Source organism: Aeromonas sp. L_1B5_3, assembly GCF_963866575.1.
Taxonomy (GTDB): domain Bacteria; phylum Pseudomonadota; class Gammaproteobacteria; order Enterobacterales; family Aeromonadaceae; genus Aeromonas; species Aeromonas jandaei.
Genome location: NZ_CAWMDN010000101.1, coordinates 1 through 24,722, shown reverse-complemented (window position 1 = coordinate 24,722; position 24,722 = coordinate 1). Strand labels below are relative to the sequence as shown.

Here is a 24,722-nt window from a genome sequence, read left to right as displayed (position 1 = left end):
AATATCCACCTTGCACCGCATCCCCCTTCCACCTATCATTGCGCCGTTTGTCTGTTTCAGAATCATCCCGCTACCGGGGTGATTCATCTTTATCTGGCCAAGGTTAATCTCATGCTCAAATCCCCACTGTTGCCCCGTTTCGGGGATCTGGTCGTTGCCATTGTTGATGACGTGCTGGGACAGGGTCTCACCCTGGATCGTGCCTATGCCCGTCACTTCTCCGGCATCGAACTCAAACCGCAAGAACAGGCAAGGATTGCCCTGGTCACCGGCGACCTGCTGCGTCGCCTGAGCCTCTACTGCGCACTGACCGGTATTCAGGTTCGTCAGGCCGAGAAGAACGTATGGCCACTGCTGCACAGCTGGCACGCTTTCCACAAGATCCCCCAGCCCAACCACCCGACACTGGATCGCTTCAACGAAGAGGCGTTCCGTCGCCGCCTGAACGAAGCCAAAAAGAACCCGGTGCTGATGGATGGCTGCCCGACCTGGCTGGAAAAACTCGGCAGCGAGCAGCTGGGCGAAGCCTGGCCGGCCGAGCGCGCAGCCCTGACCGCCATGCCCAAGCGCTACCTGCGGGTCAACACCCTCAAGTGCACCCGCGAGGAGCTGCAAGCCGCTCTGGCCAAAGAGCAGGTCAACACAGTGCCGGTAGCAGGGGTTGAGAGCGCTCTGGAAGTCACTTCCGATGCAGCCCTGTTTCGCACCAACGCCTTTGCCGACGGCTGGTTCGAGCAGCAGGATGCCGGCTCCCAGCACATCGCTGCCGCACTCGACGTCGCGCCCGGCATGCGGGTGATCGACGCCTGCGCCGGTGCCGGTGGCAAGACCCTGCATCTGGCCGCCATGATGAAAGGCAAAGGCCGCCTGCTGGCGATGGATGTGGAAGAGTGGAAGCTGGAGAACCTCAAGCAGCGTGCCCGCCGCGCCGGCGCCCACAACGTGGAGACCCGGGTCATCACCAGCAGCAAGACCGTCAAGCGCCTCAAAGAGAGCGCGGATCGCCTGCTGCTGGACGTCCCCTGCTCCGGTCTTGGCGTGCTCAAGCGCAATCCGGATGCCAAGTGGCGCGATACCGCCGAGCGTCTGCCGGTGCTGGTCGCGCTGCAGGAAGAGATCCTGCAGCGCTACAGCCAGATGGTGAAAGTGGGCGGCATGCTGGTTTACGCTACCTGCTCCATCCTGCCCGAGGAGAACCGCCAGCAGGTGGACAAGTTCCTCGCCGCCAACGAAAACTTCCGCCTGCTTGGTGATCACACCGTGAGTCCCGCGGCTACCGGTTTCGACGGTTTCTATCTGGCGCGCATCGAGCGGATCGCCTGATCCAGAATGACCCACTCCTTGCGCCCTTATCGCGCACGGCGGGTGCGATGAAAAAAGAGCGGCAGCCCTCGGGCTGCCGCTCTTTTTATTGATAAGGATCGCCGCGTCAGGACTCCAGCGCAGCAATTGCCTCTATCTCGATCTTCACATCCTTGGGCAGGCGGGCCACTTCCACGCAGGAGCGCGCCGGATACATGGCATCGTGCTCGGTGAAGAAGTCGTTGTAGACCCGGTTTACCTCGGCAAAGTCGTTCAAATCCGAGACAAACACCGTGGTCTTGAAGATATTGCGCACCTCACCGCCTGCCGCCTCGACAATCGCCTTGACGTTTTGCAGGGAACGCAGGGTTTGCGCTTCGATCCCCTCCGCAATGTCGCCGCTCACCGGGTCCAGCGGGATCTGGCCGGAGGTGTAGAGGATGTTGCCAATCCGGGTGGCCTGCACATAGGGGCCGATGGCGCCCGGCGCCGCTTTGGTAGTGATAACCTGTCGCATCTGTTACTTCCTCGTGCTGACAAACAAAAAGTAGGCCCGGAGCAAGCCTGCTCACCCCGGGCATGAGAGTTACATCATGTTGGTGAAGGTTCTGGAGATGACGTCCTGCTGCTGCTCGCGGGTCAGGGCGTTGAAGCGCACCGCATAGCCGGAGACCCGGATGGTCAGACTGGGGTACTTATCCGGATTCTCGATGGCATCCAGCAGCATCTCGCGGTTCATCACGTTGACGTTGAGGTGCTGGCCCCCTTCTACATCCCGCTCATGATGGAAGTAGCCATCCATCAACCCCACCAGATTGTTCTCGCGATTGGCGGGTTCCTTGCCGAGCGCCCCCGGCACGATGGAGAAGGTGTAGGAGATCCCGTCCTTGGCATATTTGAACGGCAGCTTGGCCACCGAGGCGAGCGAAGCGACCGCCCCCTTGCGATCCCGACCGTGCATCGGGTTGGCCCCCGGCGCAAACGGCGCACCGGCGCGGCGGCCATCCGGGGTGTTGCCGGTCTTCTGGCCATAGACCACGTTGGAGGTGATGGTCAGGATCGACTGGGTCGGCACCGCATTGCGGTAGGTTGGCAGCGCCTGGATCTTCTTCATGAAGCGCTCGACCAGATCGCAGGCGATAGAGTCGGCCCGCTCGTCGTTGTTGCCGTACTGGGGATACTCCCCCTCAATCACGAAGTCGACCGCCAGCCCGTCAGCATCGCGCACCGGCTTGACCCGGGCGTACTTGATGGCCGCCAGCGAATCAACCGCCACCGACAGACCGGCAATGCCGCAGGCCATGGTGCGATAGACGTCGCGGTCGTGCAGCGCCATCAGTGAGGCCTCGTAGCTGTACTTGTCGTGCATGTAGTGAATAAGGTTGAGCGCACTGATGTACTGCACCGCCAGCCAGTCCATAAAGCTGTCGAGGCTGACCATGACAGTGGCGTAATCCAGCACCTCGTCCATGATGGGCGCCACTTTCGGACCGACCTGGATCTTCAGCTTCTCGTCCACCCCGCCGTTGATGCAATAGAGCAGGGTTTTGGCCAGGTTGGCACGGGCACCGAAGAACTGCATCTGCTTGCCGATCACCATGGGGCTCACGCAGCAGGCGATGGCATAGTCATCGCTCTCGAAGTCGGTGCGCATCAGATCATCGTTCTCATACTGCAGGGATGAGGTATCGATGGAGACGCGGGCCGCATAGGTCTTGAAGGCCCGTGGCAACCCTTCCGCCCAGAGGATGGTGAGGTTGGGCTCGGGCGCCGGCCCCATGGTCTTGAGGGTGTGGAGGTAGCGGAAGGAGTTCTTGGTCACCAGAGTACGGCCATCCAGCCCCATGCCGCCGATCACCTCGGTCGCCCAGATGGGATCGCCGGAGAAGAGGGAGTCAAACTCGGGGGTACGCAGGAAGCGCACCATGCGGATCTTCATGATGAAGTGATCGACCAGCTCCTGGGCATCCTGCTCGCTGATGAGCCCCGCCTTCAGATCCCGCTCGATATAGATATCGAGGAAGGTGGCGGTACGACCGAGGGACATGGCGCCACCGTTTTGCGACTTCACCGCTGCCAGATAAGCAAAGTAGAGCCACTGCACCGCCTGCTGGGCAGTGCGTGCCGGCCCGGAGATGTCAAAGCCGTAGCTAGCCGCCATCTGCTTGATCTGCCCCAGTGCCCGCTTGTGCTCGGCCAGCTCCTCGCGCTGGCGGATCACCTGCTCCAGCTGCTCCCCCCGCTCGAGAGCCGGTTGCAGATCGGCAAACTGCAGCTCCCGCTCACGGATTAGATAATCTATGCCATAGAGCGCTACCCGACGATAATCTCCGATAATGCGACCACGGCCGTAACCATCCGGCAAACCGGTCAATACCCCTGACTTTCGGCAGCGCAGCATCTCGGGAGAGTAGACGTCGAACACCCCCTGATTGTGGGTTTTGCGCAATTCGCTGAAGGTATATTCAAATTCGGGATCCATCTCCCGGCCATACGCTTCAAAAGAGCTGCGGATCATATTTACGCCGCCAAACGGGTGCAGCGCTCTTTTAAGGGGCTTGTCGGTTTGCAGGCCAACGATTTTTTCCAGCGCCGGCTCGATATAACCCGGCCCGTGGGCGGTGATTGTGGTGGCAATATTGGTATCAAAATCAACAGGCGCGTGGGTGGCATTCTCGATGCAGATCCCCTCCATCACCTTGTTCCACAAGGTAGTGGTCGCTTCGGTCGCATCAGCTAAAAACTGTTCGTCACCTTCATAGGGGGTGTAGTTCTGCTGGATAAAATCACGGACGTTGATCTCGTGCTTCCAGTTCTCACCGGCAAACCCTTGCCATGCCTGACGGAATTTATCCTGATCCAATTGCATATCAACTTTCATCAAATAAACCTCATTCACTACTCATGACACTACAGTGGAAGATGTCAGACGCACTCGGCCTGACGAACCTGCTGCCCCAGACGAATGGCATCCAGCGCGATCATTTTCTCTTCATTGGTGGGAATAACCGCCGCCAGCACCATGGACTCTGCCGCCGAAATTACCCGGCAGCCCTCGCTATTGGGACGCTGGTTAAACGGCTCGCTGATCGCTACGCCAAATACCTGAAGTCGTTCGCATACCAGCTTTCTGATAAAGGCCGAGTTCTCGCCGATCCCACCGGTGAAAATAACGGCATCCAGCCGGCGCAATGAGGTGGCATGGCCGCCGATATGGCGGGCAATACGATGGACAAAAGCGTGAATGGCCAATTTTGCGCCGGGATGTCCTTCGTGATAGGCAACTTCCAATACCCGCATATCCGAGGAGAGCCCCGAAATACCCAGCAGGCCGGACTGCTTGTTCAATACCCGCTCGATATCCTCGATGGATTGCCCCGTCTTGCTGGCGATATAGGCCAGCGCGCCAAAATCGATATCGCCGCTGCGGCTGCCCATGATCAGCCCCTCCAGCGGCGTCATCCCCATCGAGGTATCGACGCTCTTGCCATCCTGCACTGCACAAATAGAGGCGCCATTGCCCAGATGGGCGATGACCAGACCGGCATGCTGCTCATCCAGCCCCATAAATACGCAAGCCTGCTCGGCAACATAGCGATGGGAGGTGCCATGGAAGCCATAGCGGCGCACGCCGTAATCCTGCAGATATTGGTAAGGCAGCGCATAGATATAGGCTTCCGGCTTCAGGGTCTGGTGAAAGCCAGTATCAAATACCGCAATTTGGGGCTGGTCGGGAAATAGCTGGCGGGCGGCCATCACGCCGCTCAGATTGGCGTGGTTGTGCAACGGGGCCAGTGGCGAGACCTGCCTGATTTTGGCCAGTACCCGCTCGTCAATGATGGCCGCTTCGCTGAACTCATTACCGCCATGGGCAATGCGATGGCCCACCAGGGTGATAGCATCGAGCAAACCGCGCAGTTTCAGCTCTTCTGCAATCGCCGCCAATGCACAGCTATGGTTGTTTTCCGGCAAGGGAGTGGCCGGGTTTTTATCAATTTTCAGCTGGGGATGTTCGGTCTCGATACCATCGGCCATGCCGGAGATCACCACCTCGCAGGTTTTACTATCCAGTACCGAGAATTTGACCGACGAAGAGCCGCAATTGATAACCAGAACCAACGAATCAAACTTCATTACATCGCCTCGATATTTATGATGCCGAGTCACTGCAGTCAGAACATATTTACCACTGCGTGGTGGCCAAATAACGGATAGCCTTGCCCTGGGCCCAAATAATTGGGCCAACCAAGAACCGGTTATTGCGCACTTCTGACTGCGCCATGCAGACCCCGCCAAGGGGTCAGGGTCTGAATGGCTGGTGACTTGCAGAAAAGGTTTTCAGAACAGCTTGGAAACAATATTCAGGATGGTCAGCACACCGATGATGGTGACAAACACGTTGCTGGCCTGGCCTTTATATTTGGCCAGCGCAGGTGTTTTGTTGACGGCATACATCGGCAGCAGACAGAGCAGGGAAGCGATGATCGGCGCCCCCATTGCCTCAATCAGGTCGAGGATGTTGGGGTTCACATAAGCGACCAGCCAGGTCGAGCCCATGATGAACAACATACTGACCATGTTGAGTTTTTTACTGGAAACCTTGCTCTTGTCGCCCTGGTATCCAAAGCGGAGGATGAGGCCGTTCAACCCTTCCAGCGTCCCCAGATAGTGGCCGAAGAAGGATTTGAAGATGGCAACCAGCGCAATGATGGAAGCGGCATACTCCAGGGTGGTGGCAAATGCAGACTTGCTGCCAGCCAGCGAGGAGAAGTGGTTGGCCAGATAGGAGAGCACCGGAATATTCTGGGCCTTGGCTTCCGCCATATTTTGCGGCGACAGGGTAAACAGGCAGCTGAAGGCAAAGAACATCACCACGGCCACCATCAGCATGCTGGCACCGGAGATAATCTTCGAGCAGCGCTTCTCGGTAAAATCACGACCGAACTCCTGCTCATACTCTTCCCGTTTGGAGACGATGAAAGAGGAGACAATCGGCGAGAAATTGAAGGAGAAGACCATGATGGAGATCCCCAACCAGACGGTGACCAGAATACCGTCGTGACCAAACATGGATATTTCACTCAGGTTTACCTGATCAAAGACGGCACTGTTCCAGTAAGGAACGAGGGAGAGGGAGATAACCACCAGGCTGGCGATGAAAGGAAATACCAGATAACTCATCACGCGAACCATCAGATCCTTGCCGAAATAGATCACGAAGGCCATCAACAGCAGCAGCCCTAGGGCGACAACACCCCGATTGAGCGGCGCCATTTGCAGTTGATGCTCCCAGAATGCCATGAAGGTATTGGTGATCGTCACACCATATATCCACAGCAGTGGACAGATGGCAAAGAAATAGAGGAAGGTAATCACTACCCCACCCATTTTACCAAAATGCTCTTCAACGGTCTCGGTAATATTTGCCGATGGATTGCTGCCGGAAAGACATAATCTGGCCAACGCCCTGTGGCAATAAAATGCTATAGGGTAAGCCAGCACCAACATGATTAATATTGGTATCAGACCACCATATCCGGCCCGAATTGGGAAAAATAGAACACCTGCACCGATCGCTGTACCAAATAGACCGAGCCCCCAAGTTGTATCTGACTTACGCCATGCTTTGACACTCTCTTTACTGCTGCTAACGACACTATCCAATATCATGACTGTATTCCTTACAGGCTAAATTGACGGATATTGTTCTGTTCGATAATTTCGGCGATCCGGGTCAGGTCAATATTGCCACCCGAAATAATGCTGACGGTCTTTTTGCCTTCGACATAATGTTTCAGCTTGCCGCTCAGCAGCGCTGCCGAGGCCAGAGCTCCCGCCCCTTCGGTAATCACCTTGTTGCGCTGAATAAGGTCAACCATGCTGTGGCGAATATCATCTTCAGTGACCAGAACGATGTCATCGACCAGCTCTTTGACAATTTCATAGGTCAGGGTGCCGGGTCTTGCCACGTCACAGCCATCAGCCAGCGTGCTGCTGGTTCTGTGATTGGTAATGGTACCTGCGTAGTATGAAGCCGCCATGCCGTGGACATTCTCCGACTGCACGCCAATCACCCGGATAGTCGGGTTGATGGATTTGATGGCCATGGCAACACCGGCAATCAGACCACCGCCGCCAATCGGCACTATGATGTTGTCCACATCATAGAGATCCTCGATGATTTCCAGACCAATGGTGCCCTGACCGGCAATCACTTTTGCATCGTCGAAGGGGGGGATAAATACGCGGCCTTCCATTTCCACGATTTCACTGACTTTGGCAATGGTGTCATTGAAACTATTGCCATGCAGAATAACTTCCGCCGAATAATCGCTGGTTGCTGCAATTTTTGATTTTGGTGCACAGCAAGGCATGACCACCTTGGCATCAATTCCCAGCATGGCACTGGACAAAGATACCCCCTGCGCGTGATTACCGGCAGAGCAGGCGACAACACCTTTTTGACGATCCTCCAGACTTAATGAACTGAGTTTGTTGAAGGCACCGCGAATTTTAAAAGAGCCTGTACGTTGCATGTTTTCAAGCTTAAGGTAAACCTCGCCATGGCAACGTTCGCTGATGTAGTTAGAGGGTAATTGCGCGGTCTTGTATATATGGTTGGTCAGTCTTTTTTTGGCTTCGGTAATATCATGAAGACCAATGGGCAGATTGCTATACATCTTCATCGCAAATCTCTTTTTATTTATTAATTTGTAGGGTTTTATTTCACTGGGCGAAGCGATACTAGGTTCTATCACCTGCAATTAATGTGAGCATAAACACAAAAAAATCTACAAAGAGACTGCGTTACGGTGAAATTATCAAAAAATGTGATGGCAGCAACACTTGAATCCAAATGGATTAAAAAAAGTAATCAGAGATTGGCGAACAATATAATTAACAACTCCAACACAAAGCCGCAAAGATTAGATTTTTCAGGGCAATTGCGTTGCTTTTTGCAACCGGCAATCAGTTGCTTGCCTGCCAGAACCGGGACAATAAAAAAGGGAGCCTGTGTGGCTCCCTCTCGACAACACCGGACCGATTACTCGGCTGCAGCATCATCTTTCTTGTACTTGGCAGCAGTCTCTTTGATCAGAGCCTGCAGCTCGCCGGCCTGGAACATCTCGATCATGATGTCGCAGCCACCGATCAGCTCGCCCTCAACCCACAGCTGCGGGAAGGTCGGCCAGTTGGCAAATTTCGGCAATTCAGCGCGGATATCCGGGTTTTGCAGGATATCAACATATGCAAACGGCTCACCGCAGGACATCAGCGCCTGGGAGGCCTGGGCAGAGAAGCCACAGCTGGGTAGCTTGGGAGAGCCCTTCATGTAGATGATGATGGGGTTGTCAGCCAGCTGCTGCTTGATCTTTTCGATAGTTTCCATAGATGCCTCACTAGAGCAATGATGGCGGCCATTCTACTGCAATCTGGCCCGATCACAACCGGACAAAGGGCAAGAACGGCACGAATTGCTGCCAGAATAGACAGATGATTGATCCTGATCATGGCGCCAATCAAGGGTTGTTAGCCCATCTTTGATACTGCTACAATCCCTTGGCTTTGGACTTTCCTGTCCCACCATTTTAAAAACAACTCTTTTCACATTGGAAAAGAGTACGCAATGTCTTGCAACCGTCGCGCTCGCACGGTCCAGCCAATGGAGAGTAGAAAATGGCATTCGAACTTCCCGCTCTGCCCTATGCAATCAATGCTCTGGAACCGCACATCTCCCAGGAGACCCTGGAATACCATCACGGCAAGCACCACAACACCTACGTGGTCAATCTGAACAATCTGGTGCCGGGTACCGAGTTTGAAGGCAAGTCTCTGGAAGAGATCATCAAGACCTCCACTGGTGGCGTCTTTAACAACGCAGCCCAGATCTGGAACCACACTTTCTACTGGCACTGCCTCTCCCCGAACGGCGGTGGCGAGCCGACTGGCGCACTGGCTGATGCCATCAACAAAGCATTCGGCTCCTTCGCCGAGTTCAAGGATGCCTTCACCAAGTCTGCCATCGGCAACTTCGGTTCAAGCTGGACCTGGCTGGTGAAGAAGGCTGACGGCTCTCTGGCCATCGTCAACACTTCCAACGCTGGCTGCCCGCTGACCGAAGCCGGTACTACCCCGCTGCTGACTGTTGACCTGTGGGAGCACGCCTACTACATCGACTTCCGCAACCTGCGTCCGAAGTACATGGAAACCTTCTGGGCTCTGGTTAACTGGGAATTCGTGGCCAAGAACTTGGCAGCCTGATAACGGCTCCTCTTCTTGCCAAAACGCCTCGCACCTGCGAGGCGTTTTTTTATATCTGTGTGGCAGCACAACAGAGATGAAAAAGGCGCCATGAGGCGCCTGTTTCAGGTCATCAGACAACCCATCTACTGGTCATCTATCTCATCCATATACTGGTCGAGATTGGCATCATCAGACTGCTCCTGCTTCGTCTCCTTGAGCTCGGCTTTCTTGCCCGTCACCTTGCTCTGGTTGTATTGCAGGTAGAAATCTTTGGTCAATGCATAAGGATCGAGCGAGTTGTCGATGATCCGTTCCTGATCGATCAGCTTGGAGCGGGAGCCTAGGCCATCGAGCGCCCAGTGCACCACTCGCAGTGGCAAGGTCAACAAGGCATAGGGGAAGTAGATGGTATCGACCGTATCACCTACCAGCTTGCGGGTCGTGGTCGGGCCATAGACCGGCACCATCAGGTAGGCACCTTCGCCAATATCCGCCTTGCCCAGTACGGTATCCATCTCCAGCTTGTCGCGCTCAAGACCGGCATGTTTGGCCACGTCGAAAATACCCAGCAGGCCGACCGTGGTGTTGAGGGTAAAACGACCCAAGTTGACCCCCGCCCCCTTCAAATCACCGGTGATAAGGTGGTTGACCATGCTGCTCGGTTCGTTGAAGTTCTCCACCAGATTTTCGATGCCATCCTTCATCCCCTGCGGTACGTAACGGGCATAGCCGTGTACCACGGGCCGGGCGACATAGGGCTCCAGCACATCGTAGTTAACTGCCCACATGGCCCGGTTTGGCCCCTGGAAGGGGTCACGAGGATCTGCTGCCGTACTGGTAGCTCCCGGATGATTCATTCCAGGATTGAGATCAAGGCTCTCTGGCCCCGGTTTGGGTGGGCCACCGGCGCAGCCAGCCAGCAACAGGGCTGACAGCAAGGCCCCTGCACGAAGATACATATGGAAGTCCCGACGTTTTATTTTGATTTATCAGAAGTATAGATAACCCGGCCGCCCTCCGGTGGCCGGGTTATCAAAGGACATATTAGAGGGCGTGATCGATACGGATGTCAATCGGAGCGCTTGGAATATCTGCACTCTTGATCGGTACAGATACCCCTTCAAAGGCCCCCTCCTTGTTCATGACGTTGCCGCCACGGGAGAGACGAGCCTTGAATTGCAGCTCGGGATAGGAAGCCAGCTTGCTCCCTTCCATCATGGCATCGCCATCACCCAGCGAGAGCGTCACGGGCAGGGTGGGCCCTGCAATACGCTTGACGGCAATCGGCATGGGCGGCCCGTTGGGCACCACGGCAAACACGAAGAGATAGGCATCTTCCGGCATCTGAATGCCGGCCGCCAGCGAGATATGGATCGGGAACTCGCCCTGCTTCACCTCAAGCTGAGTTTGCTGGTTATCCCGAGCATCCACTGCGCCAGAAGGCGTCACCGCCATACCACGTTGCTTGAGCTGCGCCCTGGCATAATCCATTGAGCGCTCAACCATCACATAGCGGGGAGAGCCCTTCTCCATCAGCGGCAGCATCGCCTGCCAGCGAGCAAGGGCGGTCTGGAAGTCCTCTTTTTGCAGCGCCATGAACGCGTAGACAGAGCGCGCCTCGATGTTGCCCGGCTCCTGAGCGATGGCAGCCTGCAACAGGGAATCGGCTTGTGCCTCATCCCCCGTCATCATCAGCGCCTGTGCATAGGGAACTGCCACCAGCGATTTTTGCGGGGCCAGCTTGTAAGCTCGCTCAAGCGCGTCGTTGGCCATCTCGGGATCGTTGCCATCCAGCGCCAAGCGCCCCAGCAGCAGCCAGCCACGGTAGTCGTTCGGTTCATCCTTGAGACGGGTGCGCAACCCCAATGTGAAGTCGAGCAGATCCTGTTCAGTCACCTTGGCATCGCGCTCCACCAGAATACGGTTACTCAGCTCGCCAAGACGGCTGTTGGCATCCTGCCAGCGGCTTACCTCCTGCCAGCTGCCCAACTTGAAGTAGAGGCCCAGACTCACCACCACCAGCACTACCACACCCGGGATCCAGATCAGACTCTTGCCGCTGCGGGCGGTCTGCTCCACATCGGGAATGTCATCGAGCAGGCTGCGCTGCAACTCGATGAGCGAGTCAGGCTCCTCGGCAAGCACACCCTGTTCGCGCTCCTCGCCGATCTCCAGCAGACGCTGGCGATAGAGCTGCTTGTTGAGGGCCGAACGGCTGATGCTCTGCTTGCCTTCACCACGCCACAGCGGTACGACCAGCGCCAGACTTACCAATACCAGCAGGGCCGCAATCACAATCCAAAAAGCGGTCATTGTTTCTCTTCCTCTTTGAGCAGCTCGGTGAGCCGGCGCTGCTCCTCTTCGCTCAGGGCACTATCCACGGGCCGGGCTGCAGCCACAGGTCGCCGGCTGCGCATCACCACCACCCCCAGGCCGATGACGATGACCAGCAGCGGGCCAAGCCAGAGGATCAGGGTTGATGCCATCAACGGCGGGTTATAGAGGATAAAGTTGCCGTAGCGGGCCACCATGTAATCCACTATCTCATCCTTGTCCTTGCCCTGACGCACCATCTGGTAGGTCTTGTCGCGCAGATCCTTGGCCAGCCCCGCATTGGAGTCGGCAATATCCTGGTTCTGACACTTGGGGCAGCGCAGCTCCCTGGTCAGCTCCCGAAAGACCTGCTCCTGGTTGTCATTGTCGAAGGTATAGACATCGATGGCGGCCATGGCCGGCGCTTGCACCACCCATCCCAGCAACAGCAGCAGGGAAGCAATTAACACTCTCATCAGCACGCCCCTCACTTCATGGCATCAAAGATGGGTTTGAGGGTCGATGCCCAGTTTTCGGGGTTGATATCCCCGACGTGGCGATAACGGATGATCCCCTTGCTGTCGATGAAGAAGGTCTCCGGCGCGCCGTATACCCCCAGATCCAGCCCCAGCATGCCGTCCGGATCATAAAGATTGATCTGGTAGGGATTGCCCAACTCAGCCAGCCATTTGATCGCCTTGTTGCGTTCATCCTTGTAGTTCATCCCGACGATGTAGATCCCCTGCCCCGCCAGCTCCTTGAGATAGGTGTGCTCGCCATAGCAGGTCGGGCACCAGGTCGCCCAGACGTTGAGCAGCATGGGACGACCGGTCAGGATGCTGCGATCGTGCTGTTTGCCCAGATCGTAAATGTCCTGCAGGGTGAACACCGGCACCTCTTTACCCACCATCACGGATTCGAGTTTGGTGGGGTCAGAGTAAAGTCCCTTGAACAGAAAGACGGCGCCCAGCAGAAAGACGATAAAGGGAATTAAAAACAGCCAGGTCTTGCGATTCATGCCTTGCTCTCCTCCTCACGACGACCAAAACGGTAGCGTTTGTCCAGCATCGCCAGTACGCCGCCGATAGCCATGAACACGCCGCCAAACCAGATCCAGCGCACGAAAGGCTTGTAGTAAATCCGCATAGCCCAGGCACCGTTGTCGAGCTGTTCGCCAAGGGCTGCGTAAAGGTCACGGGTAATACCGGCATCGATGGCCGCCTCGGTCATCGGCATCCGGGTCACCTTGTACATCCGCTTCTCCGGCTTGAGCAGGGCCACCTGCTTGCCATCCTTGTGCACTTCCAGCACGCCCTTGAAACCATCGTAGTTGGGGCCGTTCTTCTCCTTGATGCCGGTGAAGACAAACTCGTAATCGGCAAAATGAATCCGATCCCCCGCCTGCATCCGCAAATCTTTCTCGATGCTGTAGTTCTGGGTACAGGCGATACCTATGATGCTGACTGCCAACCCAACGTGACCCAGGATCATGGCCCAGTGGCTGTTGCCCAGCTTGCGAACTCCGCTGGCAAAACTGTGCTTGTGGGTAGCCCGCGCCCAGGTCTCTTGCGCACTGGTGACGATTATCCAGGCGCCAAGACCGATGCCCAATGCCGCCCACGGCTTGAATGTCTCGGCAAGGGTCAGCGGCAGCAAGAAGGCCGCAGCCAGACTCAGGAGCAGCGCAATCACGACCTTGCTCTTGAGCTCGCCCAGCTCCTGGCGGCGCCAGCGAAACAGCGGGCCAATCCCCAGCAACAGGGCGAACGGAATGATGAGCCAGCTATAGATGTGGTTGAAGAAGGGGGTACCGATGGAGATGCTGCCCAGCCCCAGCTCCTTGTGAACCAGCGGCAGCAGGGTGCCAAGCAGCACGGTCAACAGACCCGCCACCAGCATGATGTTGTTGCAAAGCAGCAGGGTCTCGCGGCTCCACAGCTCATGCTTGCCATGGCTCTTCACTTGCGAGCCCTTGAAGGCAAACAGCAGCAAGGATGAGCCGATTACCGCCAGCAGGAAGCCCAGAATGAACAAACCGCGGGTCGGGTCGGAGGCAAACGCATGCACCGACACCAGCACGCCGGAGCGCACAAGGAAAGTGCCGAGCAGGCTCAGGGAGAAAGCAGAAAGCGCCAGCAGCACGGTCCAGGCCTTGAAGGTGGCGCGCTTTTCACTCACCGCCAGCGAGTGCAGCAGGGCAGTACCCGCCAGCCAGGGCATAAAGGAGGCGTTTTCTACCGGATCCCAGAACCACCAGCCACCCCAGCCGAGCTCGTAATAGGCCCACCAGGAGCCCAGCACGATCCCCAGCGTCAGGAAGACCCAGGCGGCCATGGTCCATGGACGAGACCAGCGCGCCCAGGTCGCATCGAGGCGACCAGTCATCAGGGACGCGATGGCAAAGGCAAAGGCGACCGAAAAGCCCACATAGCCCATGTAGAGCATCGGCGGGTGGAAGATGAGACCCGGATCCTGCAACAACGGGTTGAGGTCGCGGCCATCCACCGGGAAGTAAGGCAAGGTTCGAATGAAGGGGTCGGAGGTAAACAGCACGAAGGCGGTAAAACCGACCGAGATGAGGCCTAGTACGCCGAGTACCCGCGCTACCGCGTCGAGCGGCAGACGGCGGCTAAACATGGCGACGGCCGCAGTCCAACCCCCCAGCGTCAGCACCCACAGCAGCAGAGAGCCCTCATGGGCCCCCCATACTGCAGAGATACGATAAGCGAGCGGTAGCAGGCTGTTGGAGTTGGTGGCCACATACTGCACGGTGAAGTCGTTGTCGATAAATGCCCAAGTCAGGCAGAGGAACGACAGCAACAACAGCAGGAACTGAGCATAGGCGAGCGGACGGGCCGCCGACATCATGCCAAGGCGCCCCCAACTGGCGCCAAGCAGCGGGTAACTGCCCAGCAATATGGCGGTGGCAAAGGCCAGGATCAGTGCAAACTGTCCTAATTCCGGGATCATTGCTTGCTCCCCTTCAACTGCGCCTCGGTATATTGCGGCTTGAAGTGCATGCCGTTGGTGGCATCGGCCACTTCAGGCGGCATGTATTTCTCATCGTGTTTGGCCAGCACCTCGAAGGCCTCGACTGTAGTGGCATCCTTCAGGGTGCCCTGCGCGACAATGCCCTGCCCTTCGCGGAACAGATCCGGCAGAATGCCGTCATACTCCACCGTCACCAGATGACCGCCGTTATCCACCAGCTTGAAGGCCACCTTGAGGCTCTGGGGATCCCGTTGAACCGAGCCGGGCACAACCAGCCCACCGATGCGCAGACGCTGCCCCTCTTCCGGCTTGATCTTGTCCGGCCCTTTCCCTTCCACCAACTCGCTCGGCGTGTAGAAGAGATCGATGTTCTGACTCAGGGCATAGAGCACCAGCCCACAGACGGTTGCGAGCCCCAGCGTGATGGCCAGGATAATGGTGAGGCGTTTTTTACGTCTCGGATTCATAGGGTGTTCTCCATCTGCTGGGCCGCCTTGCGACGAGCCTCGCGAGCCTGCTTGCTGCGCAATTCGCCGAGCAGGCTGCGGGTTTTCATACGGGTGGAAATGACGATACCGATGAGGCAGACCAAAGTCAGGCCAAAAGAGAGCCAGACATAGAAGGCGTATCCGCCCATTGCCAGGAAGTCACTGAAAGAGGCAAAGTGCATGCTTACTTCTCCTGCTCGGCTATCTCTTTGACCCAGGGACGGTGCCACTCCCGCATCAAGAGCTCGTTTCTAAAGCGCATAAGGGTCAACGCACCGAGGAAAGTGGCAAACGCCAGGATCATGACGAGCAGCGGCCACAACATGTCGGAAGAGATGGAGGGTTTGGCAAACTTGGTGATGGTGGCCCCCTGATGCAGGGTGTTCCACCACTCTACCGAGTAGTGAATGATGGGCAGATTGATCACCCCGACCAGCGCCAGAATGCCGGCAGCACGGCCAGCCAGCACCTTGTCGCTAAAGGCGTTGTAGAGGGCGATGACGCCGAGGTAGAGGAACAGCAAAATCAGTTCGGAGGTGAGACGGGCATCCCAGACCCACCAGGTTCCCCACATGGGCTTTCCCCAGGCCGCACCGGTAAAGAGAGCGATAAAGGTAAAGATGGCACCGACCGGAGCAATGGCTGCTACCGTCATGTCAGCCATCCGCAGCTGCCATACCAGCCCGATAAACGCAGCAATCGCCATGGTGGAGTAAGCCCCCATGGAGAGGATGGCGGCAGGGACGTGGATATAGATGATCCGGAAGGAGTCACCCTGCTGATAATCTGCCGGGGCAAAGGCCAGCCCCCAGACAGAACCGATGATGAACGAAAGCAGACTAATCACCGCAAACCAGGGAAGCAGGGTACCAGCCAACTGATAGGCCCGCTCCGGTTTGGCATAAGGGTGCAACCATTTCCACATAGCTCACAAAACCTTTTTGTTATTAATCATTTGGCGAGGCCTACCATACCGACCGCAGGGCTGCATCAAATACCCCGAAAGCAATAAGCGGCGCTCTCCTTGATCCATCGCAACTTAATTTTTCCAACATTGCCCCATACGAGGCTTGTTACTCTTGCACCAACATAATCAGTTGAGGCTGACTCGCAAAGCGGCTGACACCGCCAGCGGGGTCAACGTCAATGCCCCCACCAGCATGGCTGCCAGAATGGCAAGCTGACCCCCGTAAGGCAGCCCCATCCCGGCCGCATCGATTGCCGAGGTCGCAAAAATCAGCACCGGGATATAAAGCGGCAGGATCAACAGACTGAGCAATACCCCCCCTTTACGCAGGCCAACTGTCAGGGCCACGCCGATGGCACCGAGCAGGCTCAATACCGGTGTCCCCAGCGCCAGTGTCGCCACCACCGCCAGATAACTCTGCATATCGAGGGAGAGCAGAATTGCGATAAGCGGCGAGATGAGCAACAGCGGCAAACCGGTCAGCAGCCAGTGAGCGACCACTTTCGCCAGCGCCAACAGGCCCAGAGGGTGAGGCATCAACATCATCTGCTCCAGCGAGCCATCACTGAAGTCATCGCGAAACAGCCGCTCCAGCGACAACATGGCCGCCAGCAAAGCGGCAACCCAGATGATGCCGGGAGCGATACGAGCCAGCAGTTTCGGCTCAGGGCCAATTCCCAGCGGGAAGAGCGTGATGACAATCAGGAAAAACCAGAGCGGGTTGAGAATGTCGGAACGCTGGCGCAGCGCGATCAACAGTTCACGTCGAATGAGATGAATGACGGCACGCAGCATGGTGTCACTCCTGCATCATGGGGGTTAGTGACAAGGTCTTGAGGCGCCCCTGCATCAGGGTGAGATCCTGATGGGTTGTGAGGATCACCATGCCACCCCGATCGGCATGGGCAAGGAAGAGTTGCTCCAGCACCTTGACCCCCTGTTTATCGATAGCGGTGAAGGGCTCATCCAGGATCCAGAGCGAAGGCTGGTTGCAGAGCCACAAGCGGGCGAGTGCTACGCGTCGCTGCTGACCTGCTGAGAGCTGACCGGTGGGGTTATCCTCAAAACCGGCCAGACCAACTCGAGCCAGGATCTGCCACAAGTCGCTCTCAGTCTGCGCTGAATGATGAAGTTGCTGATAAAAAGTCAGATTTTCAAAGGGTGTCAGGGCTGCTTTTACCCCGGGTTGATGACCCAGATAGAGTAAACTGGCGTGATACTCGTCGCGGCAAGCGCGAATATTCTCCCCATTCCAGAGCACTTCACCAGAAAAGGGTTGTGAGAGGCCAGTCAGCAAACGCAACAGACTGGTTTTGCCAACCCCGTTGGGGCCTTCTATTTGCACCAGATCGCCGGGTGAAACCGTAAATGAGAGATGTTCAAACAGAGTGCGATCTTCACGCACGCAGCTCAGATTGTTGACTTGAAGCAGCATGAGGATGTTATCAAATAGAATTAAGCGGCCTGCATCTTAACACAGTATTGGGATACGTCGTTTCATAGATGCAACAATTGGCGCAAGTCGCGATGGTGATCGCGAAAAGAGGTAAAGGGGATGTCGATATGGCTCTGACCTGTTCCCGTCACTACATATAAAATAAAGGAAGGCATGAGCCTTCCTTCACTATCAAGAAATCAAGAACGACCTTTTCGCAAGGATATCAAGAGTTCGGCTTCTGCCTTTGGCAACTCACACTCACTCATGACTTCATCCAGATCGGCACCCAATTCAACCATCTTGGCAGCACGGCTGTAGAGCCTGCGCTCTGGATCCTGCATGGTCAGCTCTTGCTGGCGATCATTGATCTGTTGCATCGCCCCCTCCACAGCTTGCAGGCGTTGCCCCATGCCAATGGCGCCGGTATGCAGCTCCATCATCTGTTTGCGCAAGCTTTCAAGTTGCCCCTGCAAAGTAGCTACGCTTGCCTCGGACTCCTGCTTGCTGCGCTTGCTTCTTGACCAGACATAAAAAGCAAACGCCAGTGCAATCAGGGACACCACCAAGGCAACTATCTCAATGATCAAAACATCACCTTATTGTTAGAGAGAACCAATTTCGTCCCACTCTTCATCAGAGAGCAACTTGTTCAGGTCAACCAGGATCAACAGTTGACCATCGCGGTTGCTAACACCCTGGATGAACTTGGCGCTCTCTTCGGTACCCACTGCGGGAGCGGCATCAATCTCGGAGGAGCGCAGATAAACAACCTCGGCAACGCTATCGACCATGATGCCAATCACCTGCTTCTCGGCTTCGATGATGACGATGCGGGAGTTTTCACTCACATCGCCGGAAGGCAAGCCAAAACGGGAACGGGTATCGATGACAGTCACCACATTACCACGCAAGTTGATGATCCCGAGTACATATTCGGGGGCACCCGGCACAGGCGCGATTTCGGTGTAGCGCAATACCTCCTGCACCTGCATCACGTTGATGCCATAGGTCTCATTCTCCAGTTGGAAGGTTACCCATTGCAGCACTTCATCTTCAGCCAGATTCTGTGCAATATTGCGCTTTTCTGTCATGTTTTTATTCCTTTTATGAAAACGTCTACTGCTAAAACTAGCAATAAAACAGCTCGATTGCAGAAGTTATCAGCGACCTTCTATGTTGACCCCACGCTCCAATAAAAGGAGCAATTCCCGAACATGCAACAGGGCACACATTTTTTCTTTAACCATGCCCGCGAGCCAAGGGCGCTTGCCCTCTTGATGGCGCCACTTGACCTGATCGCGGTGCAACAATTCGGTTCCTTTGAGGTGATGACACGCCAGCCCCCAAGGTGACTCTCCAAGCATAATCAGATATTTGTAAGGATCCATCTCCAAATGCTGCCCAGGCATCACCCACTGGGCTGTATCCACTACATTCATCTTTTGCTCGCGAGAGGTCATGATCCCTTTGTACCAGCCTGGCTGACCAAAAAGAGAGGTCACCTCTCCCAGCTGATGAATCCCGCCAAGATCGGTCAAGGGCACCGCAAACGTCACGCCAGAGACTTCAAAGAAGAGAGCCTGGAACTCCTTGCCCGTCTCTATATTTTCCCAACTTACGGGAGACTCTGCTACTTCCGGTGCAACTTCTACCGCCGTCTCGGTTACGACCATCGTGATCGGTTCTGCAATCTCAGGGCTCAATACCTCAGCAGGCCACTCAGGCTCTACTGGCGACAGAGACTCTTCAGCCACAATCTGCAGTGGCTCTGACACTGTTAGCTCATTGGTAAACGCGTCATTCTCAAATTGCACCTTCCCCACTTGAGCCAGCAATTCACTCAGTTGGGTAAGACGCGGGTCACTCTCCATATAGGGAGGAGCAACTACCTCCGGCACACTTTGAGCTTGTCGCTGCAACTGCACTACTGGCGCAGCAGGAGCTTCTTCGATTTCATCAAGCCCTGACGGGTCATCAAGGAGCAGCGAATGGAAATAATCATCCATTGCCCGAACTTGAATGGTATCTCTCATGCCGTCACCTCATGAGTCCGCTGCCGCTCAAGCGCGTCAAGATATTTGAGCAGAGTTTCGTAGGCATAGGTTCCACGACTCCCGGGTGAATAAATGGAGGGGGGAATATGCAGCAAACTGGCATCCCGAAATTTGGTATCGATAGGGATCACCGCGTTCCAAACCGCATCACCGTACTGTTCCTTGATTGATTTCAAAGTCATCAGCGATGCTCGGGTACGCTTGTCAAACATGGTCGGAATAACGGTAAAACGAAATTTATCCCGTTTTGAGCGCTGCATGATTTCAAACGTCTTCATCATCCGCTCCAGCCCTTTCAGCGCCAGAAATTCGGTCTGAACAGGCACCAGAATGCGGTCACATGCAGCAAGCGCATTGACCATCATCACTCCCAATACTGGTGGACAGTCAATGAGCACGTAGTCGTACTGATCCTGAATACGCAGCAACGCGCGTTTAAGTACCAACCCCATCCCTTCCCGGTTCCCCATGACCCGATCGAGCGTAGCCAGCGTGATAGATGCAGGCAGCAGATTGATATTGTCGAACTTGGTTTTGAGCGTCAGTTTATTGACAAGCTCGGTGGTCGGCTTGACTGCTTGAAAAAGCTCATAGAGCGTGCCATCAAGACGATCCGAATCGTAATCGAGATAAGCGGTCAACGAGGCATGCGGATCCGTATCAATCAGCAGCACTCGTTGGCCACGCTGAGCCAGGATCCCGGCGAGAGAGACCACTGTGGTGGTTTTACCGACACCGCCTTTCTGGTTGGCAACCGTCCAAACAATCACTGTATCAATCCTGCCTTGTTGTTATACGCATGCCACCACCGGGTAGCGAAATCACCTTGACCTCACCAGCATCCGCCGCTTTTTGCACTTCCGGCACAGCCTCTGTGGCTGGCGGAGTTTTGACTACAGGTCTTGCAGGTACCCAGGCAAACTTGGAGATAGCGACCACCACTTTACGGTTCTGTAGCCGCCCCTCTTCGCTACCATTGTCTGCAAAAGGAGAAAACTCACCATATGCCTCGAATGCCAAGCGCTGAGGTGCAATACCATTGGCAATCAAACCGTTTAGCACTGCCTCAGCCCGAGCCGCAGACAGAGCCCAGTTTGAGCGATAAATTTCATTATTAATCTGTTGGTTATCGGTATAACCCCTGACCCTTACATAGTTATCGACCGGTTTGAGAATACTTGAAAGAGTATTGATAACTGGCGCTGCATTCGGCCCCATAAATGCACTTCCGCTGCCAAATAACAGTCCTGAACTCAACTCGATAGTCAGCCAGTTCTCATCTTGGGTCAGTTTGACTATCCCGGACTCAACCAATGATCCCATGCTTGCCTGCAGCTGTGTACCAAGCGTCGCAAGTGTTGTGCCATTTTGCAAAATAGGGACACCGGAAATAGGCGCAAGAGAGGGAGCCGGCCCGCTTGTCCCATCAAGAATTGAAGGTGCGGAAGAGGCCGAATTTTCCAATAGCGAATGACCTTGGCCATCCAGCATACCGTCGCTGCGCGGCTGAATAACACTGAAAGCCTGACTCATACCGTCAATGACGGCACGATACTTGTCCTTGTTAACCAAAGCTACGGAATAGAGCACCACAAACAGGGCAAAGATGAGAGTCATGTAATCGGCGTAGGAGACCAGCCAGCGATCCAGATGCTCACGCCCTTGCAAGTGCAACCGATAACGCTTACGCATGGCTACTCTCCCTTCAGATATGCCTTGAGCCGCCGTTCTACCTGCAAACCATTTTCACCATGGGCAATCGCAATGAGCCCCTCCAGCGTCATCTCCTGGAAAAGCGCAGAATGGTAATGGAAAGCCCTTAATCTATTGGCAACAGGCAGATAAATCAGGTTGGCAAACCCCACTCCATAAATGGTTGCAACAAAGGCTACCGCAATTCCCGCGCCCAGTGCTGCAGGGTCTTCGAGATGGAACATCGCCTGGATAAGCCCCATCACGGCGCCAATGATCCCGATGGTGGGGCTATAACCCCCCATGGATTCAAATACCCTGGCTGCATGCTCATTGCGCTCTTGCTCGATGTCGATGTCGGCCTCCAGCAACATGCGGATATCTTCTGTCGACACACCATCAACAATCATGTTCAACCCTTGGCGGGTAAATTCATCTTCCTCTTGCTCCGCCTGATCTTCCAAAGCCAGCAGCCCTTGCTGCCGGGCAAACACAGCCCAGGATTGTAAACGCTCAGCCTGAAGCATCAGCTCCTGACGTGGGGGAACAAAAATCCAAAGAACCTGCCTGAGCGCAAGCAAGATATATCTGACGGGAGTTTGCAGAGTAACGGCACCGAAGGTGCCGCCCAATACGATCAGAAAAGCGGGGCCATCAACCAGAGTCAGCAGGGAACCACCATGCCACAATTGGGCAATGGCAATGGCTCCCAAAGCCAGGAGCAGGCCAAACAAGCCCATGATCAGCGCCCCAACTCAACCAGGATACGCTGTGCCACTTTGTCCAAAGGAAGTGATTCACTGGCGATACCTGCCTTGGCAACAGCCTGAGGCATCCCATATACCACACAAGATGCTTCATCCTGAGCCCAGATAGTAGAGCCTTGCTCTTTCAGCAGCTTGGCTCCATCTCGGCCATCTGCGCCCATGCCCGTCAAGACTATCGCAAGCACCTTGTCGGCATAGGTTTTAGCTGCAGAAGCAAAGGTAATATCAACACAGGGTTTGTAGTTAACTTTGTCATTGCCATCAATTATCCGGATACGAGCACCAACGCCACGCCCTTCAAGCAACATCTGTTTGCCACCCGGAGCCAGATAGGCATGGCCAGGTTTGAGCACGTCACCATCCTCAGCTTCCTTGACACCGATCTGGCACAAGCCATTGAGACGAGCCGCAAATGCCGCAGTAAAGGTTGCCGGCATATGCTGGATCAGCAAAATCGGGTGAGGGAAATCACCTGGCAGCTTGGTCAACACATTTTGCAATGCAACCGGTCCCCCAGTGGAGGTACCAATAGCAACCAATTGATAAGTTTTACCACTACGCTTGAATGCCGGAGCAGGTGTTATGCGCGGTGTTTCTGGCACACGCTCAGCAGTTCGCGATGCAGCTGAGGAACTCAGTGGCGATCTGGCCATCGGCTCAGGGGCTTTGGGACGAGCAGAGCTCATCAAAAAGCGCTTGCGGGAAATCTCCTTCACCCGCTGCTGCAGCAATCTGACCGCTTCATCCTTGTCTCTGGCGATGTCTTCAAACTTTTTAGGTAAGAAATCGAGGGCCCCAGCATCCAGTGCATCCAGAGTCGCCTTTGCTCCTTCATGGGTCAGAGAGGAGAACATTAAAATAGGTGTTGGACATTTGGCCATAATCTCGCGCACAGCGCTGATGCCGTCGAGCACGGGCATTTCGATGTCCATGGTGATTACATCAGGGCGCAGCGACATCGCCTTGTCCACGGCCTCACGTCCGTTTTGAGCGGTATCAATCACTGTCAGCATGGGATCCTGACTAATGATTTCACTTACCCGACGGCGGAAGAAACTCGAATCGTCGACAACTAATACCTTGACTGCCATTGTTATTTTTCTAACTCCTTGGGCCTGAGCTATTAATGTCTACGCGCATATGCTTTGAGCAGACTCGGCACATCCAAAATCAGGGCGATTCCACCATCACTGGTAATTGTGGCCCCCGCCATACCTGGCGTTCCTTGCAGCAAGCTATCAAGTGGCTTGATAACCACCTCTTCCTGGCCAATCAGGCTATCAACAACAAAACCTATTTGCTGTGTCCCTATCTGCACAATAACTACATGACCTGTATCTTGACGGGAGCGTTTGTTGGGACCACGCACCAGCCATTTATGCAGATAAAAGAGCGGAATTGCCTTCTCACGAACAATGATGGTGAGCTGACCGTCCACCATATTGGCCTTTTTCAAATCCAGGTGGAAAATCTCATTCACACAGCCAAGTGGCAGAGCAAAAGTTTGCTCTCCCACCTCTACCATCAGGGTCGGTAAAATCGCCAGAGTCAGAGGCACCTTGATTTCAAGACGCGTCCCTTTACCCCATGTGGAATCGATGTGTACTGAGCCATTAAGGCCAACAATGCTGGTTTTCACCACATCCATACCGACACCACGGCCTGATATATCCGAAATCTCTGACTTGGTAGAGAAACCCGGAGCAAAAATCAGGTTGTAGGCATCATTGTCACTCATGCGAGCAGCAGTATCTGCATCCAGCACACCACGGCTGATTGCTATAGACTTGAGTTTTTCGGGATCCATACCTGCACCATCATCTTCGATACAGAGCAGGATATGATCACCTTGCTGAGAAGCACTCAGGGTGATTGTTCCCTGACGTGGTTTACCCGCTTTTTCACGGATCTCGGGCAACTCAACCCCATGGTCACAGGAGTTACGAACCAAGTGAACAAGGGGGTCAGCCAATGCTTCAACCAAGTTTTTATCAAGATCGGTCTCTTCACCGACCATGACCAATTCGATTTCTTTTTTGAGAGTACGAGCCAAATCACGAACAACGCGCGGGAATCGACCAAAGACCTTCTTGATCGGCTGCATCCGGGTCTTCATGACCGCTCCTTGCAGGTCCGCAGTCACAACATCCAGGTTGGCAACAGCCTTTGACATCTCTTCATCGTTGCTGGCAATACCAAGACTAACCAATCGGTTACGCACCAATACCAACTCGCCCACCATATTCATGATGACGTCGAGCGTCTTGGTATCCACCCGAACAGTAGTATCACTTTGTACGGCACTGTTTTCAGCCGGAGCGGGAGCTGTAGACTTAGCAGCTACAGGCGCTGCGGGCTTGGATGGCGACTCTGCAGGTTTTGCTGAGGCACTAGTCACGGGCTTGGATGCAGGAGCAGGCACAGCAGGTTTGGACTGAGCTGGCACCGCGGCAGGTGCGGCAGGTG

The 24,722-nt window shown here is 55.2% G+C and carries 26 protein-coding genes; 2 read left to right on the top strand and 24 right to left on the bottom strand.

What is annotated here, in order from left to right; all coding sequences use genetic code 11:
• Window positions 1-111: 111 nt before the first annotated feature.
• Entirely contained in the window at window positions 112-1,323 is a 1,212-nt protein-coding gene (locus tag AACR93_RS07720; RefSeq protein ID WP_043850373.1) for an RsmB/NOP family class I SAM-dependent RNA methyltransferase, read from the top strand.
• A gap of 106 nt (window positions 1,324-1,429) precedes the next feature.
• Here AACR93_RS07720 and AACR93_RS07715 read toward each other — a convergent pair whose 3' ends face one another.
• From AACR93_RS07715 to AACR93_RS07690, 6 genes are all read right to left on the bottom strand, one after another.
• Window positions 1,430-1,819, bottom strand: coding sequence for a RidA family protein (locus tag AACR93_RS07715; RefSeq protein WP_043850372.1), 390 nt, complete (start codon window positions 1,817-1,819; stop codon window positions 1,430-1,432).
• Window positions 1,820-1,888: 69 nt separating this feature from the next.
• Window positions 1,889-4,183: a formate C-acetyltransferase gene (gene pflB, locus AACR93_RS07710; protein ID WP_043850371.1), complete on the bottom strand. Its 2,295-nt coding sequence runs from the start codon at window positions 4,181-4,183 to the stop codon at window positions 1,889-1,891.
• A gap of 44 nt (window positions 4,184-4,227) precedes the next feature.
• Window positions 4,228-5,436, bottom strand: coding sequence for a propionate kinase (tdcD, locus tag AACR93_RS07705; RefSeq protein ID WP_043850370.1), 1,209 nt, complete (start codon window positions 5,434-5,436; stop codon window positions 4,228-4,230).
• A gap of 204 nt (window positions 5,437-5,640) precedes the next feature.
• Window positions 5,641-6,972, bottom strand: coding sequence for a threonine/serine transporter TdcC (gene tdcC, locus AACR93_RS07700; protein ID WP_041208894.1), 1,332 nt, complete (start codon window positions 6,970-6,972; stop codon window positions 5,641-5,643).
• A gap of 11 nt (window positions 6,973-6,983) precedes the next feature.
• On the bottom strand, window positions 6,984-7,988 hold the full coding sequence (gene tdcB, locus AACR93_RS07695; protein WP_041208895.1) for a bifunctional threonine ammonia-lyase/L-serine ammonia-lyase TdcB: 1,005 nt from the start codon (window positions 7,986-7,988) through the stop codon (window positions 6,984-6,986).
• A 359-nt stretch (window positions 7,989-8,347) separates the two neighbouring features.
• Entirely contained in the window at window positions 8,348-8,692 is a 345-nt protein-coding gene (locus tag AACR93_RS07690) for a Grx4 family monothiol glutaredoxin (RefSeq protein WP_005353650.1), read from the bottom strand.
• Window positions 8,693-8,979: 287 nt separating this feature from the next.
• Here AACR93_RS07690 and sodB point away from each other — a divergent pair, with 287 nt between their 5' ends.
• Window positions 8,980-9,564, top strand: a complete 585-nt coding sequence (sodB, locus tag AACR93_RS07685) for a superoxide dismutase [Fe] (RefSeq protein WP_005331469.1) — start codon at window positions 8,980-8,982, stop codon at window positions 9,562-9,564.
• Window positions 9,565-9,689: 125 nt separating this feature from the next.
• Here the strand turns inward: sodB and AACR93_RS07680 are convergent, their stop codons facing one another.
• The 18 genes from AACR93_RS07680 to AACR93_RS07595 all read right to left on the bottom strand — a co-directional run.
• A complete protein-coding gene (locus AACR93_RS07680; RefSeq protein ID WP_041208896.1) occupies window positions 9,690-10,505 on the bottom strand; it encodes an MlaA family lipoprotein in 816 nt (271 codons plus the stop codon).
• 85 nt (window positions 10,506-10,590) lie between these two features.
• On the bottom strand, window positions 10,591-11,859 hold the full coding sequence (ccmI, locus tag AACR93_RS07675; protein ID WP_043850369.1) for a c-type cytochrome biogenesis protein CcmI: 1,269 nt from the start codon (window positions 11,857-11,859) through the stop codon (window positions 10,591-10,593).
• Window positions 11,856-12,335 (bottom strand): cytochrome c-type biogenesis protein, encoded by a 480-nt coding sequence (locus tag AACR93_RS07670; RefSeq protein WP_043850432.1) that lies wholly within the window; start codon window positions 12,333-12,335, stop codon window positions 11,856-11,858. Before AACR93_RS07670 ends, ccmI begins: the two co-directional genes overlap by 4 nt.
• 11 nt (window positions 12,336-12,346) lie before the next feature.
• Window positions 12,347-12,877, bottom strand: a complete 531-nt coding sequence (locus AACR93_RS07665; protein ID WP_043850368.1) for a DsbE family thiol:disulfide interchange protein — start codon at window positions 12,875-12,877, stop codon at window positions 12,347-12,349.
• Complete coding sequence (locus AACR93_RS07660; RefSeq protein ID WP_043850367.1) at window positions 12,874-14,829, bottom strand: heme lyase CcmF/NrfE family subunit; 1,956 nt, start codon at window positions 14,827-14,829, stop codon at window positions 12,874-12,876. Before AACR93_RS07660 ends, AACR93_RS07665 begins: the two co-directional genes overlap by 4 nt.
• The gene (gene ccmE / locus AACR93_RS07655; protein ID WP_033114435.1) at window positions 14,826-15,317 is read right to left on the bottom strand and encodes a cytochrome c maturation protein CcmE; all 492 of its coding nucleotides are present in this window, start codon (window positions 15,315-15,317) and stop codon (window positions 14,826-14,828) included. The genes AACR93_RS07660 and ccmE overlap by 4 nt, the downstream gene beginning before the upstream one ends.
• A complete protein-coding gene (gene ccmD, locus AACR93_RS07650) occupies window positions 15,314-15,520 on the bottom strand; it encodes a heme exporter protein CcmD (RefSeq protein WP_033114436.1) in 207 nt (68 codons plus the stop codon). Before ccmD ends, ccmE begins: the two co-directional genes overlap by 4 nt.
• A gap of 2 nt (window positions 15,521-15,522) precedes the next feature.
• The gene (locus tag AACR93_RS07645; RefSeq protein ID WP_041208901.1) at window positions 15,523-16,263 is read right to left on the bottom strand and encodes a heme ABC transporter permease; all 741 of its coding nucleotides are present in this window, start codon (window positions 16,261-16,263) and stop codon (window positions 15,523-15,525) included.
• A 168-nt stretch (window positions 16,264-16,431) separates the two neighbouring features.
• Complete coding sequence (gene ccmB / locus AACR93_RS07640) at window positions 16,432-17,100, bottom strand: heme exporter protein CcmB (RefSeq protein ID WP_041208902.1); 669 nt, start codon at window positions 17,098-17,100, stop codon at window positions 16,432-16,434.
• Window positions 17,101-17,104: 4 nt separating this feature from the next.
• Window positions 17,105-17,740: a cytochrome c biogenesis heme-transporting ATPase CcmA gene (gene ccmA / locus AACR93_RS07635; protein ID WP_043850366.1), complete on the bottom strand. Its 636-nt coding sequence runs from the start codon at window positions 17,738-17,740 to the stop codon at window positions 17,105-17,107.
• Between the two features lie 200 nt (window positions 17,741-17,940).
• A complete protein-coding gene (locus tag AACR93_RS07630) occupies window positions 17,941-18,327 on the bottom strand; it encodes a DUF2802 domain-containing protein (RefSeq protein ID WP_104014990.1) in 387 nt (128 codons plus the stop codon).
• Between the two features lie 18 nt (window positions 18,328-18,345).
• Window positions 18,346-18,834 carry a chemotaxis protein CheW gene (locus tag AACR93_RS07625; protein ID WP_033114441.1) on the bottom strand — a complete coding sequence of 163 codons (489 nt, stop codon included), beginning with the start codon at window positions 18,832-18,834 and terminating at the stop codon, window positions 18,346-18,348.
• A gap of 69 nt (window positions 18,835-18,903) precedes the next feature.
• Window positions 18,904-19,776, bottom strand: coding sequence for a chemotaxis protein CheW (locus AACR93_RS07620; protein ID WP_043850365.1), 873 nt, complete (start codon window positions 19,774-19,776; stop codon window positions 18,904-18,906).
• Window positions 19,773-20,567, bottom strand: a complete 795-nt coding sequence (locus tag AACR93_RS07615; protein ID WP_033114443.1) for a ParA family protein — start codon at window positions 20,565-20,567, stop codon at window positions 19,773-19,775. Before AACR93_RS07615 ends, AACR93_RS07620 begins: the two co-directional genes overlap by 4 nt.
• Before the next feature lie 4 nt (window positions 20,568-20,571).
• On the bottom strand, window positions 20,572-21,489 hold the full coding sequence (locus AACR93_RS07610; protein WP_043850364.1) for a flagellar motor protein MotB: 918 nt from the start codon (window positions 21,487-21,489) through the stop codon (window positions 20,572-20,574).
• A gap of 2 nt (window positions 21,490-21,491) precedes the next feature.
• Window positions 21,492-22,229: a flagellar motor protein gene (locus tag AACR93_RS07605; RefSeq protein WP_043850363.1), complete on the bottom strand. Its 738-nt coding sequence runs from the start codon at window positions 22,227-22,229 to the stop codon at window positions 21,492-21,494.
• 2 nt (window positions 22,230-22,231) lie between these two features.
• A complete protein-coding gene (locus AACR93_RS07600; protein WP_041208908.1) occupies window positions 22,232-23,347 on the bottom strand; it encodes a protein-glutamate methylesterase/protein-glutamine glutaminase in 1,116 nt (371 codons plus the stop codon).
• Window positions 23,348-23,379: 32 nt separating this feature from the next.
• A partial coding sequence (locus AACR93_RS07595) for a chemotaxis protein CheA (protein ID WP_043850362.1) occupies window positions 23,380-24,722 on the bottom strand: 1,343 nt, incomplete at its 5' end.